Here is a 13316-nt window from a genome sequence, read left to right as displayed (position 1 = left end):
TGTTGGCGTGCGAAGTGGTCTGAGATGGTGGGAGGGGGAATCGTTCACGTTGCCGGGGATGCCGGGGCCGCGGCGACGAGGGAGGGAGGTGGGGGCATGGCGTCAGCGCGGGGGTGTCACGAGCACACCGTCGATGCGAGTGGGAATGACGACGACGCCGCGATCTCGCAGTTCCTCGGGAAGGATCTCTTCCGGGGCGTTCTGGTAGGCGATCGGCCGCAGCCAACGCTGGATGGCAGCCGCGCCGACAGAAGTGAATGCGCTGGTGCTGGCGGGGTAGGAACCGCCGTGGTGCATGCCCCATGTGACGGCGACGCCGGTCGGGAACCCGTCGAATATGACCCTGCCCGAGCGGCTCTCCATGGCCTCGACGATCGGCTTCAGACCATCGTCGGAACTGCCGGAGAACACGGTCCCAGTCAGCGCGTCTGGGAGCGTCCTCAATGCTCTCCGCACCTCATCCGTCGAGGAGTAGAAGCAGACCTGCGCGAATGGCCCGAACACCTCTTCTCGAAGAAGGGCGGTGTCCTCGCTCATCAATGCAGAGATCGCGGTCTCGATGATCGCCGGACGTACGGTCGGCCCCGGCCCGATCTCACCGTGCAGAGTAGTCAGCGGCTCCAGCTCCGCCATCGCGACGGTGCGCGTGCGGAAACTCGACGCCATCGCTTCGGTGAGCATGTACGCGGGCGGCACCTCCTCGAGAAGTCGCACCAGTCGACTGAAGAGGGCCCTGCCGCCGTCGTCATCGGGCAGGAATACGACTCCGGGGCGAGTGCAGAGCTGGCCCACTGATCCCGTGAGGGAGGCGCAGAGTCCAGTCGCGATCTCATCCGCCTTCTCTTGCGCCGCTCTCGCGGTCACGACGAACGGGTTGACGCTGCCCAGCTCGCCGAAGAACGGGATCGGCCGCTCTCGGCTGCCCGCCAGGTCGAACAGCGCTCGCCCACCCTCCACCGAGCCGGTGAATCCTACGGCCGCGATCCCGGGATCAGTCACCAGGGCTCGGCCCGCACTGCGTCCCAGGGCGAGCTGGAGCACACCGGCGGGGGCGCCCCGGCGATCGAGCACCGCCTTCATCGCAGACGCGACCTCGACGGACAGTGCCGGATGCGCGGAATGGCCCTTCACGATCACCGGGCAGCCGGCAGCGATCGCGGAGGCCGTGTCGCCACCGGCGACGCTGAACGCGAGGGGGAAGTTGCTTGCGGAGAAGACCGCCACGGGGCCGACCGGCGCCCGAGTGAGCCGGATGTCCGGGCGCGGTCCAAGTGCTGTCACCCCCGCGTGCTCGATCGACGCCCCCAGGTAGCTGCCTTCTCGCGCCACTTCGCCTTGGAAGCGCAGCTGAAAGCAGGTTCGGGCAAGCTCGCCTCGCAGACGCGGCACGCCGAGAGCCGTCTCCGCATCGCCGATTTCGAGGATGGCGGATTCACGCCTCTCAAGTTCCGCCGCAAAATCGTCGAGAAGGTCCGCCCTGCCCACGCGGCCGAGGTCAACGAGCCATCGCGCGCTCGCTTGAGCACGCTGCACATACTCCGCGATCTCATGCGGATCGGTGGCGGGGAAGTGCTGGCGCACCGCGCCGGAACGCGGATCGATCGACGGGACGAGGTCTGTTGCAGAATTCATCGCTGAGTGTTCTTTTCCTATCGCTGGCGGGCGAGGAAAGGAGCTGGTCCTCGTGCGACGGTGTTGCGCAAGGATCCGACCCCGGGAATGTCGATGGTGATGACGTCTCCCTCCTGGAGGGTGAAGTCGAGCGGCGGAACGATGCCCGTGCCGGTGGACAGCACGACGCCGTACGGGAAATGCTCAGCCGCGAAGAGCCAGCGGATGAGGTCGTCGAACCGACGGTGCATCTGCGCGGTAGACGTGCTGCCGGCAAACACGTGCTGGTCGCCGCGTGCGATCTGCATGTCGATGACCAGGGCGCTCGACTCGACTTCCCAGGCCGGACGGATCCCCGCCGAGAGAACGCATGAGCCGGCGTACATCTTCGCCTGCGGCAAGTAGATGGGGTTCTGCGACTCGATTGCTCGCGCGGTCATGTCGTTGCACACGAGGTAGCCGACGATCTCCCCGTGCTGATTCAGCGCGATGGCCAACTCCGGTTCCGGTACGTCGGAGTCTGAGTCGGTTCTGATGCCCGCGAGCTGGCCGTCCGTGACGGTGCGCCAAGCGTTGGCTTTGAAGAAGAGCTCGGGACGGTCCGCCTCGTAGACGCGCTGGTAGACGTCCTGGTCGTCCGATTCCTCGACGCGCGCGTCCATAGACCGGCGGTAGGTGACGCCGCTCGCCCAAACCTCGGTCCGGCCGTCGACCGGTGACCGCAAGGAGTATGGGCGGTCTTCGACCACGTCAGCGGCGTCGACGATCTGACGGATCTCGTCGAGGGTCGCAGTGAGCAGGCCCTCAGCCGATCGCAGCGGCAGTCTCGTCAGACGATCGTCGTACAGGCAGCCGACAAAGGTCTCGCCGCTGGGAACTTCATACCGTACGAAGTGCACGATGTCCTCTCGAAGTGGTCTCGGTGGAGCGATGGACGACGTCGGCCCGTCGAGTGAATGACTCGGCCAGCTCGACGCCCAAACCAGGGTCGGCGGTCAAGGTCATCAGGTCGCCATGTATGGCGGGGCCGCGTGTTACCACCTCGGCGTACCATCCGCGTACGAACGCCCGCACAGTCTCTTGGATGAGTCCGTTCGGCTGGCTCATGACGAGGTGCGCGCACGCCGCCAGGGTGATGGGACCGGTGCAGTCGTGGGGCGCGAATGCGCGGCCGAAGGCGTCGGCCAGCGTGGCCACCTTGCGCGCTTCCGTGAGACCTCCCGTCCATTGGACGTCGACGGTTGCGACATCCAAGCCGTCAGCCAGGAGCAGGGGAAGAAAGCCGCGCGCGCCCACGACCGTCTCGCCAGTGGCGATGGGAATTGAGGTGGCCTCTCGCACGGCACGGAGGCCTTGCGGCATGTCTGCGCGTACGGGGTCCTCGACCCAATAGGGATGGAACTTCTCAATCGATTGGACGATCTTGACCGCGGACGCGACATTCCACATTCCGTGCAGCTCGACCATGATGTCCATCGCGTCCCCGACTTCGGAACGAATCTCGTCGAGCACCCATATTCCGCGCGCGAGGTCCTCGGGGCTGATGACGTTCCCGCCGTGGCGCTCGGCGCCACGGTCGAACGGCCAGATCTTCATCGCCGTGATTCCTTCGGCGAGAAGGTCCTTCGCCAGGGCGCGGGGGCGCTCCAGGAATGCCTGGAGATCCTCGAACTTCCCTGATCTCTCGAGGCCCCAGTTGGCGGAGTTCTGCTGTGAGGTGTCGCCGACGTAGCCGCTCCCGGCGCAGGTGTTGTAGATCCGGATCCGATCCTGGACAGGCCCACCCAGCAGCGCCGCCACCGGCTGACCAGTGCGTTTGCCCAGCAGGTCCCACAGCGCGATATCGACCGCGCCCCGTGCGCGATTCTCGATCCCGCCGCCCTGGAATCCCACGTACGGGGTGAGGGCGCGGCCCACACTCTCCGGGTTGGGATCATCCAGGGCGAGCACCAGCGGAGCGACGGTGCTGTGAAGGTACGTCTCCACGGTGGCAGCGTGGAAGAACGCCTCGCCGAGGCCTTCCAGTCCGTCCTCCGTGCGGAGCTTGACCACGCACAGGTTCGGCTGGAACGCCGGACGGAACGTCTCAAGAGCGATGATGCGGCCGACGCCGCGAACGGATGCTGTCATCAGCCGGTCCTTCCGCCCGCAGCCATGCTGGACTGCACCTGCTTGCGCAGCAGGATGTAACCGATGAGCGGCGGGATGGTGGCGATCGCCACGGAGGCGAAGATCAGGTCATATCGCGTGCCGTAGACAGAGCTGAACTGCAGCAGCGAAACCGGGAGGGTGTAGAGCGCCGGATCGTTGTTGAGCACGAGGGTGAAGACGAAGTCGTTGTAGACAGCGATGAACGCGAGGATCGCGAAGGTCGCGATCGTCGGGCGAACCATCGGCATCATGATCGACCACAGGATGCGAGGAACTCCGGCGCCATCGAGAAGAGCCGCCTCGATGTACTCCTTCGGGATGGCGTCGAAAGCGATCTTGAAGAGGAAGACACCGAGCGACAGCTGCCCCCCGGCGTACGCGATGATCAGGCCGGTTCTCGTGCTCGTCAGGCCCGACGCCTGCAGCTGCAGCAGCAGCGGGAGGAGCGAGCTGAGCGCAGGAATGAGGAGTCCGACCATGAAGAACGTCAGCAGCACATTGCTGAAGGGGAGCCCACCGCGGCTGAGGGCGAACCCGATCAGCAGCGCGCACAGCCCGGAGAGGATCACCGCGCCGACGCTGACGATGAGCGAGTTCACCAGCGAGGTGCCCAAATCGGCCTGTTCCCACGCCTCCGCGTAGTTCGTGATCTTCGAGAGGTCTGGCGGCCCGATGGGCTGCGTGACGATCTGTTCGGACGAGCGCAGGCTGTTCGCCAGCATCCACAGCAGTGGCCCGAAGGTCAGGAGACCCCAGAAACACATGATGATGAACAAGACGATGTTCAGCAGCGACGGCCGGGCTCGGCGGCGGGTGGTCGGATCCGTGTTGTCGAGGTCGACGTCCTGCGGCAGCCGTACTTGGGTGTCGGTCATCCCAGCTCCAAGGGTTCACGCCGGAACGCTCGCTGGAGGCCGACGGCGATGATGAGGTTGAGGACGAGCATGACGGTGGCCACTGCGGATGCGAATCCGAGGCGCGACTCATCGAACGCCTTCTCGAACATGTAGGACGCCAGCACCGAGGACGAGTTCGCGGGGCCGCCCGCGGTCATGGCGAGAATGAGGTTGAAGTACTGCACGGCGCCCGTGGCGACCAGAATGAGCGACAGTTTGAAGGTGTCGAAGAGCATCGGCATCGTCAGATGGCGCAACTGCTTCCACCCGGTCGCGCCGTCCAGGGCGCCGGCCTCATAAATGATGGGCGGAATGCGCTGCATGGCTGAGAGGAAGATCAGCATGTACAGGCCGACGTACTGCCAGCCCACGACAACGACGACAGCGTTGAGCGCCGTCTCGGTGTCTCCGAGCCAGGCACGCGTGAGCGAGTCGAGACCGACCGCCCGGAGAATGGTGTTGAGCAGGCCGAAGTCATTCGCGTACACCTGTCGCCACAGCACCGCGATGACGGCGCTGGAGAGAATGACCGGGATGAAGTAGACGGTCTGGAAGAACCCGCGCCCCCACAGGCTTCGCTGCAGCAGCACGGCGAAGAAGAACCCGAGGGGGATCTGGATGATCAGCGCGCCGATGAGCAGGACGAAGGTGTGACCGAGTGCGTCCAGAAACGCCTGGTCCTGGAACATGGCGACGTAGTTGCCGAGTCCCACGAAGGTCGAGGCCTGTCCGGGGCTCCACTCGTAGAAGCCGTAGTTGACGACCTGTGCAGAAGGGACGATGACGACGTACAGGTAGAGGGCCAGTCCCGGGATAAGGAACACCAGCGACCATCGGCGGAGATTGCGGGTCATGAGAAGTGCTTTCTGTGCGGGGGGAGGGCGCGATCGGGGTCGCGCGCCTCCCCGCGCTGTTGAGCGGCTACTGCCTACTGCTGGTCCTCGGCGTAGGCCTGGAGTTGGGTGACCATTTCCTGCGGCGTGATCTGACCGGCGACCAGTGCGTTCTGCAGGTTCGTGAACTCCGTGTTCAGCTCCGGCGAGAGGATCTCATTCCAGAAGATGTTGAAGCCGGTGTAGGTCGGCAGCTCGGCAACCATCTTGGAGAACACGGCAGGCTGATCCCCGCTGATCTCTACCTCGTTGGGCACGAGGCTGAGCGAGTTCTCAGCCACGCGCGTGGCGACCTCGTTGCTGGTGAAGCCCTTGATGAACTCCCAGGAGAGGTCCGCGTCGGGAGAGAGGCGTGCGATCGCGAGGCTCCCGTTCGGGCCGCCCTGCACGTCTGTCGCCGCACCGACGCCACCGGCGACGGTGGGGAATGCGGTGTAGTCTGTGCGGTCGATGAGCGTGGGGTCGTCGCCGCTGACCAGCTGATTCATCATCCACGACCCGCTGAGCCTCATCGCTGCCCGGCCGGAGGTGTACTGCGCCAGTGCGGCCGGGTCATCTTCCCCGAGGAAGCCCTCCTGGAAGGCACCCGCGTCGATGAGCTGCTTCAGCTGCTCGGCCGACTTCAAGAACACTTCGTCATCCCACGGAAGCTCACCGGCAACCGCGTCGAACACGGCTTGCGTGCCGCCGTTTCGCATCACGAGATACGCGAACCACTGCTGCATGGGCCAGCCGCTCTGCCCATCGACCGTGATCGGCACATAGCCGGCTTCCTTGAGCGTAGCGACGTCGGCGAGCAGGTCGTCGAAAGTCTCGGGGACATCGATGCCCACCTCATCGAAGATCTCGGTGTTGTAGAACAGCTGGACGAGCGGCGACTCGAAGGGAACGGCGTACACTTTCCCGTCGAAGGTGTAGTTCTCCGCCCAGTTGTCGACCATCTGCTCCTCCCACTCCGCGTCCTCGGCGACGTAGTCGTCGAGCGGGAGGAACGCGTTCGCGTCCACGAGGGGCTGCATAAAGCTTCCGCCGAAGTACTGGACGACGTCCGGGAAGTCACCGGAAGCGGTTGCGGCCTGGACCTTCTGCTTGATCGCGGCGTCATCGGCGGAGACGATCTCGACCTCGACGTCGTGCTCGGTCTCGAACTCGCTCGCGAACGACTCCATCTCCTCGAGCTGCGCGCCTGCGATCGCCGTCCAGACGGTGATCTTTCCGTCGCTGTCCGCCTCCGCCGCCGCGCCGGTTGTCTGGCCGCCGGGCGCGCAGCCCGTAACGGCCAACATGCCGGCCGCAGAGAGGGCGCCGACGATGAGGATCGACTTGCTTCTCGTTCTCATTGCTGTGTTCCTTTCCCAGCCCGCCGCGACCATGCGGCGGGCGTTCTCAGATTTCGGGTGTCACCGAGTGGATGGCGCGGGTCAGCGCTTGGTGCCACTCCGTGTCATCCCACATGCCGCGGAATTGTGGTCCGCAGAAGTTGCTTGTGGACAGGGCTGCCCACCGACCGGTCTCGAGGGCGCGCCTGACGCCGTGCTCGCAGAGTTCCTTCACCCATTCCCAGTCGAGACCTTCGCCGTCTTTCCAGCAGATCGTCGCCCACGACTCCGTGGTGACCAGGGGAAGTGAGGCAGCCTTCGACCACTGCGCCGCACGGTCTATTGCCGCGTCGAGCTGCTTCCTCCACAGTTCGGGATCGCTCCGGTACAGCGCGGGGGCCGCCGTCAGGACCTGATACTGATCGGGGTCGAAGCTGGCGGCGACGATGTCGTACCCCAGCGATTCGTAAAAGCTCGGATCCTCCCCCTGAACCATCCAGATGTGCAGCTCGAGCAGGCCGAACGCGCTGACGTCCTGGCGCGCCCACGTGTCCATCTGATCGATGAAGGAGAAGCACAACGGCATTGCCGGGTACCGTGCCGCGACGATACCGAGTGCTGTGTCGGTCCAGCGCTGGTACTCGGCAGAGGTGCGATCGAGAGACGCAGCATCGTCGCCCTGCTGATACAAGAAGGGGGCCCACATCGGCTGGGGCCACTCGTTGCCGAGGTCGACGAACCACACGGCGTCGAGCAGACCGGCGCTCTCGATGTGTGCGAGTGTGGCGAGCCATACCGAGGCCAGGTCTTCCGGCGTGCGCAGCCTCCGCCGGACATCCGCCGAGTCCTCTCGGTACCAGCTGGACAGCGACACAAGTAGACCCTTCTCTCGGGCCAGCGCGATGAACTCGAGGAGATCGCTCGACGGGTCGACGTCGATGGGGTGCGGACTTCCCCAGGGGTGCTGATCCCACACGGGCTTGAGCGTGTATCGCTCCGCACCGTCCCAGATGAGGTGGGGGTAGGCGTCGATACGCACGACGTCGTACCCCCGAGCCACCAGTCCGTCCAGAGCGGCAGACCAGTCCTCGTATCCGCCGCCTTCCCAGCGCCGTTCGAGCCACGAGAAGTCCCACATCGCTATCGCCAGCGAGTGAGGGGTGGAAAGGAGGGCGGGCATCTCACATCCTTGTTGCTTGTCCTACCGGTCTGACCAGTATGACCAGACGGATCTCTGCTGTCAACTCCGGTCGCCGCACGCCCTCGCGCCGCAACCAGCGTTCGCCTGTCAGCTGGCTGAGATGAGCACTTTCAGCACTCCGGGATCCCCCGACGAGAGAAGCGAGAACGCGTCAGCACTGTCCGCGAGCGGCACCTCATGCGTGATCAGCGGCTCGATGTCGAGCTCATCCAGCAATGCCAGCGCACGCGCGACGTCGGTGTCCCACATATGGGCAGCACTGCCCACGAGTCTGCGCTCCCCCAGCACGAGGCCGGGAACATCGATCGGCTCGGAGCCGGTTCGCAATCCGACCGCGACGACAGTCCCGCCGGGGCGAACAGCCCTGAGGGCCTGATCGATCAATCCGTCCCGACCGCCGCACTCGACGACGGCGTCCAGCCCTGGGGGCGGCAGGCGAAGGACCTGGCTCTCGAACTCATCCGGTGCCAGAGGGACCGCACCCGAGAGGTTCGCAGCCAAGTCGCGTCGCGAGGAAACGGGGTCGACGAGCAGCACCCGCGCGTTCGACGCCGCGAGGACTTGAGCAACCAGCTGACCGATAGTTCCCCCGCCGAGGACGGCGACCGTCGAACCGTCACGCAGTTCTAGCTTGTCGACGGCGCGGACGGCGACCGCGAGCGGCTCGGCGAGGGCAGCGGTGCGTGCGTCGACACCAGTGGGCACCGGGAGGCAACGGGATGCTTTGGCGACCATGAACTCCGCCAGCGCCCCATCGTCCGTCTGGCCAAGCACGTTCAGCGAAGGGCAGAGTCCCTCGTCGTGTGACTCGCACCACCAGCACTTTCCGCAGCCCTGAACGACATCGGGCACAACCCAGGCGTCGGCAAGCGGACCCTCTCCGTTCTCCGCGGCGAGGGCCACTTGCCCGACGACCTCGTGACCGAGGATCAGAGGCGCTGAGCGGCCACTCGAGACGTGCGGCTCGATGGGGATGGTGAGCGGGCCATGTTGAAGTTCTTCGAGATCGGTCCCACAAATGCCGGCCCACCCGACCCGCAACAAGATCTCATCGTCGGCGGGCGAAGGCACGGGGACGGTGTCCACGCGCAGGTCGCCGCGCCCGTGCCACCGCACCGCCTTCATCATCGAGGGGATACCTCGACCCGAGTTGCTGTCGCCGCTCATTCTCGGTCCGCCACCCGCCAGATGTCTTCGAGCGATCCGGTCGGACCGAGCACGCGCTGCAGCTCGCGTTCCGCAACGGTGTCCAGCGACCTCTCCAGGTCAGGTCCGTAGCGCTCAATGGCTACGGCCATATGTTCCTCGACAAGGCGCCGGGCTTCCCCGGCGTCGCGCTGACGGACCGCTTCAAGGATCGCGCGGTGCTGCGGCACGCCGACCTCGGCGACGGCTCGGTCCGACAGGCTGCGCAGCATCATCTCCGCGGTGAACCCGGAGATCGCGCGGAACATCGCCTCGAAGACGGGATTATGCGAGGCCTTCACCAATGCGAGATGGAACGCGAGATCCGCGCGCACGCGGTCGAGGATGGCCGAGGAGGTTTCCATTCCTTCGATGATCCGGTCCAGGAGCTCGAGGTCGGCATCCGTCCGCGCCTCCGCCGCAAGGGCGGCCGACTCTTTCTCGACGGCCATGCGCCCGATGATGACGTCGCGGGCAGTGATGCGTTCGCGGCGCAGAGCGTTCCCGATTGCGGCACCCGCGGCCCCGGCGTTCGGATCCGTAACGAACGTTCCGCGACCATGACGCACCGTGACGAGTCCTCGCTCGCCGAGGATCTTGAGCGCCTCACGAACCCCGGATCTACTGACCGAGTATGCCTCGGACAGCCGTCGCTCGGAGGGAAGCATCTCCCCCACCGTGTACTTTCCGGACAGGATTTTGTGCTCCAGCTCGTCGACGAGTTCCTTCGACGTGACTGCGAGATCGGGGGCCATACGGGAAAGTATACTAAGGTCTGACCAGTCGGACCACAGGAGAGGAAAACGTATGCCTTTGGCGCAGGTCACCGATCCGCACACGGTTCACGGCGAAGGGCCAGTGTGGATCCCCGCGCTTGGCGGTGTCGCGTGGCTGGACATGCTCGCCGGTGACATCCTGATTCTCAACGCCGATACGGCGGCCGTATCGCGTCGGCATCTCGGAGAGGTCGTGGCTTGCCTCCGCCCACGCTCCCGAGGCGGCTTCATCGCGGCGCTTGAGGATTCTTTCGCGCTCTACGATACTGCGGGCAACCTCGAGGCGATCAGCAAAGTGGTTGAGGCGCCAGGAGTGCGGTTCAACGAAGGCACGTGCGACCTAGACGGCAACTTCCTCTGCGGCACGATGGCATACGACCAGGCGACGGGTCGCGGCGACGTCTTCCGGATGACGCCTGCGGCCGAGGTGGAGAAGGTCATCGCAGGGGTCTCGATCTCGAACGGAATGCAATTCACGCGGTCGCACGGGGGACGATACATCGACTCCCCTACCGGAACGATCGAACGCCTCGAGATCGATCAGGGCAGGATCATAAGGACGCCGTTCGTGCACATCCCCGCAGATTTCGGCATGCCGGACGGGCTTTGCATGGACACAGAGGGCGGGACCTGGGTAGCCATGTGGGGCGGCGGCCACGTCCGTCGCTACGACGCTGACGGAGAACTCGATCTCGTGATCGAGGTGCCCGCAGATCAGGTGACGGCTTGCACCTTCGGGGGCCCCGACCTGGCCACGCTCTACATCACGACATCACGCCTCGGGCTGGACGACAGGGGAGGACCGGCGGGTGCGCTGTTCGCCGCCGACGTCGACTTCTGCGGCTATCCGCCTCTGCCCTTCGCCGGCTGAAACTCCTGGGAGAACATCGATGAACACTCCTCCGCGCTTCGGCGTCAACTATGTCCCCGGATCGGGATGGTGGTACTCCTGGGTGGATTGGCGCGACGACGCCATCGTCGCTGATCTGGCCGCCATTCGGGCGATCGGCGCAGACCACATCCGGATTCATTGTCTGTGGCCGCTGTTCCAACCGAACGCGCGCGTGGTGAGCAGCACCATGCTCGATCGGCTCGAGCGGCTCATGGACATCGCGACTGAGAATGACCTCGATGTCATCGTGACCATCTTCGATGGGTGGCTCAGCGGTTTCGACTTCCGGCCCTCCTGGCTTCAGGACGACCAGAACATCTTCGCCGATCGCGATGTGATCGACGCCGAACTCCGGCTGGTGCGCGCGCTGGCCGATCGGGTCGGCGGCCATCCCGCCTTCTTGGGTTTTGACATCGCCAACGAACCGAGCGTCATCGCCGGAGGCCCCGGCCGCGAGCGCAACCACAACGAAACGACCCTCGAGCAGGGTGACGCCTGGCTCGTTGAGTTGCTGGGATATGCGGAAGAAGTCGCGCCGAGCAAACTCCACAGTGTCGGGATGGACCACCGCCCATGGCTGACCGATGACGAGCCCTTCAGCCGACGCGCCCTTGGCGCGACCGGAAGCGTCACCCCCATTCACGCGTGGATCTACTTCACCGGCGCTCTGGATCGCTACGGGCACTCTGGCACCGGCACGGTCCACTTGGCTGAGTTCATGCTCGAACTCGCCAAGGCCTACGGCAATGACGCGAACCGTCCCGTCTGGTTGCAGGAGTACGGCGCGTCGACCACGTGGCTCGATGACCCGGCCGCATTTCTCGAGGTCGCCACCGCCGCTGCTGCCTCTGTCGAGAATCTCTGGGGTATCACGTGGTGGTGCTCCCACGACATCAGCCGCGAGCTAGACGGTTTCATCGAACTGGAGTACGACCTAGGGCTGCTAACCGTCGACAACGAGGTCAAACCTGCCGGCCGCGCCTTTCGCGATGCAGCAAACCTTGTGCGGTCGGGCGGCGTGACCGTGAAGGTGCGAGATGTCGCGCTCGTGCTTCCCGACGAGACCACCCCCGACCTGACTTTCGCGGATGCCTTCTTCAGCCTGATCGAAGCCGGCTCTGCACCTGCAATCGTGCTCGCCTCACGCGCGGACGACAAGGAATACCTCTCAAAGCGCGGCATCAGACGCCTGATCGAGCACTGACCGCGGAATGCGGAGCACAACGAAACGGCGCAGGATTCGAACCCGTATCGACCAGCGTCCTGTGTCTCCACCGGTGTTGCCTCTCGGTGCTGCCGAAGGTCGAGTCGACCTTTCCCCGGGAAGGCCGATTGTGTCAGCGTCGCCGACTGCGTCAGGGCGGTCGCCGAGTCAGGAGCCAGCAAACTCGGTGGCGAACCGGCGGCGTTGGAATTGGACGGCCAACGTCACCAAGACCACCGCGGCGCCTAGTCCCGTCGCGACGGACAGGCTGAGGGATGCGCCTGCTGCGGTCGTGAGGAGCGCGATGCCGCTGCCTCCTACGACGGCGTTGACCGCTCCGATCATGGTGGCCATGGTGCCCACCCACCACCATCGGTTGCTTCGCCGTCCCAGCATGGCCTGCGCGTCCGCGGCGACGCTACCAGCGCTGACAAAGTAGGGCCTCGCAAGGGGGCTGAGATCCGCGTAGTAGGCGCGAATCCGAGCCATACCCCGCAGCGCACGGAGGTTCTCGATGCTGGTCTCGGTGAGCCTGACCACGGTGAAGCAGCCAAGCAGGAACACCGTCGACAATGCGGCGGCTGCGAAAGGCCCGAACACGTCGGCGGATAAGCCGAGCACGAACCCCAGCGACACCAGACTGCTGGAAAGGGTCAGCAGGTACAGAGATGCCCTGCTGCTCGCCTCACTGATCGACGCCCCAGACGCCCCTTGCAGTACGAAGTACTCGGTGTTGAGCACTGCGAGCAGATCCCCGTTACGAGCGTCGCTTTCATCCGTCACGGCATCAATCTAGGCCAGACCTACGAGCATGACCGTGCACGAGGTCGACTTCACCCCACGCGACGTCGTCGAACACGTCGGCTGATTGCGCGAAGAGAGCACACCGCTCTAGCGGCCGCGGCCCAAGCCGCCGTCGACCAGACCGCCACGCCTACTCCCAGCTCGGCGACGCCGATCGCTGAAGCGGTTCTAACCCGCCACGTCCCATCCGGGACGAGGCACGACTCATTGTCCTTGACCCCTGCCCCCTGTCGTGGGGCAGAATCCCACCGCAGGTTCACGCTCGAATTCGGCTCAACCGGGAGTTTTCTTCACTCGAGTCCAGGTCCTCGCGCCTCTGCGAGCAAGAATCGAGCACACCGCTACTTTCTCACGGACTGAGCATGAACCTGGTGACAAAATGCC

At 65.1% G+C, this 13316-nt stretch carries 12 protein-coding genes; 2 read left to right on the top strand and 10 right to left on the bottom strand.

Annotated features, from left to right (window positions below; genetic code table 11):
- Nucleotides 1-102 precede the first annotated feature (102 nt).
- From T9R20_RS01615 to T9R20_RS01575, 9 genes are all read right to left on the bottom strand, one after another.
- Nucleotides 103-1632, bottom strand: coding sequence for an aldehyde dehydrogenase (NADP(+)) (locus tag T9R20_RS01615; RefSeq protein ID WP_322410817.1), 1530 nt, complete (start codon nucleotides 1630-1632; stop codon nucleotides 103-105).
- A 17-nt stretch (nucleotides 1633-1649) separates the two neighbouring features.
- A complete protein-coding gene (locus T9R20_RS01610; RefSeq protein WP_322410816.1) occupies nucleotides 1650-2273 on the bottom strand; it encodes a fumarylacetoacetate hydrolase family protein in 624 nt (207 codons plus the stop codon).
- A 217-nt stretch (nucleotides 2274-2490) separates the two neighbouring features.
- Entirely contained in the window at nucleotides 2491-3663 is a 1173-nt protein-coding gene (locus tag T9R20_RS01605) for a mandelate racemase/muconate lactonizing enzyme family protein (protein ID WP_322410815.1), read from the bottom strand.
- A 77-nt stretch (nucleotides 3664-3740) separates the two neighbouring features.
- Nucleotides 3741-4637, bottom strand: a complete 897-nt coding sequence (locus T9R20_RS01600) for a carbohydrate ABC transporter permease (protein ID WP_322410814.1) — start codon at nucleotides 4635-4637, stop codon at nucleotides 3741-3743.
- A complete protein-coding gene (locus tag T9R20_RS01595; RefSeq protein ID WP_322410813.1) occupies nucleotides 4634-5512 on the bottom strand; it encodes a sugar ABC transporter permease in 879 nt (292 codons plus the stop codon). The genes T9R20_RS01600 and T9R20_RS01595 overlap by 4 nt, the downstream gene beginning before the upstream one ends.
- A gap of 74 nt (nucleotides 5513-5586) precedes the next feature.
- Entirely contained in the window at nucleotides 5587-6891 is a 1305-nt protein-coding gene (locus T9R20_RS01590) for an ABC transporter substrate-binding protein (RefSeq protein ID WP_322410812.1), read from the bottom strand.
- A gap of 46 nt (nucleotides 6892-6937) precedes the next feature.
- On the bottom strand, nucleotides 6938-8050 hold the full coding sequence (locus T9R20_RS01585) for a cellulase-like family protein (protein ID WP_322410811.1): 1113 nt from the start codon (nucleotides 8048-8050) through the stop codon (nucleotides 6938-6940).
- Nucleotides 8051-8158: 108 nt separating this feature from the next.
- Nucleotides 8159-9196, bottom strand: a complete 1038-nt coding sequence (locus T9R20_RS01580) for a zinc-dependent alcohol dehydrogenase (protein WP_322412223.1) — start codon at nucleotides 9194-9196, stop codon at nucleotides 8159-8161.
- Nucleotides 9197-9234: 38 nt separating this feature from the next.
- Complete coding sequence (locus T9R20_RS01575; RefSeq protein WP_322410810.1) at nucleotides 9235-10011, bottom strand: FadR/GntR family transcriptional regulator; 777 nt, start codon at nucleotides 10009-10011, stop codon at nucleotides 9235-9237.
- Between the two features lie 58 nt (nucleotides 10012-10069).
- Between T9R20_RS01575 and T9R20_RS01570 the strand changes: the two genes are divergently transcribed.
- Both T9R20_RS01570 and T9R20_RS01565 read left to right on the top strand, forming a co-directional pair.
- Nucleotides 10070-10903, top strand: a complete 834-nt coding sequence (locus T9R20_RS01570) for an SMP-30/gluconolactonase/LRE family protein (RefSeq protein ID WP_322410809.1) — start codon at nucleotides 10070-10072, stop codon at nucleotides 10901-10903.
- A gap of 19 nt (nucleotides 10904-10922) precedes the next feature.
- Nucleotides 10923-12128: a glycoside hydrolase 5 family protein gene (locus tag T9R20_RS01565; protein WP_322410808.1), complete on the top strand. Its 1206-nt coding sequence runs from the start codon at nucleotides 10923-10925 to the stop codon at nucleotides 12126-12128.
- A gap of 168 nt (nucleotides 12129-12296) precedes the next feature.
- Here T9R20_RS01565 and T9R20_RS01560 read toward each other — a convergent pair whose 3' ends face one another.
- Nucleotides 12297-12911, bottom strand: a complete 615-nt coding sequence (locus tag T9R20_RS01560) for a hypothetical protein (RefSeq protein WP_322410807.1) — start codon at nucleotides 12909-12911, stop codon at nucleotides 12297-12299.
- Between the last annotated feature and the right edge of the window lie 405 nt (nucleotides 12912-13316).

Source organism: Microbacterium invictum, assembly GCF_034421375.1.
Taxonomy (GTDB): Bacteria; Actinomycetota; Actinomycetes; order Actinomycetales; family Microbacteriaceae; genus Microbacterium; species Microbacterium invictum_A.
This window is presented reverse-complemented; position numbering and strand designations above follow the sequence as displayed.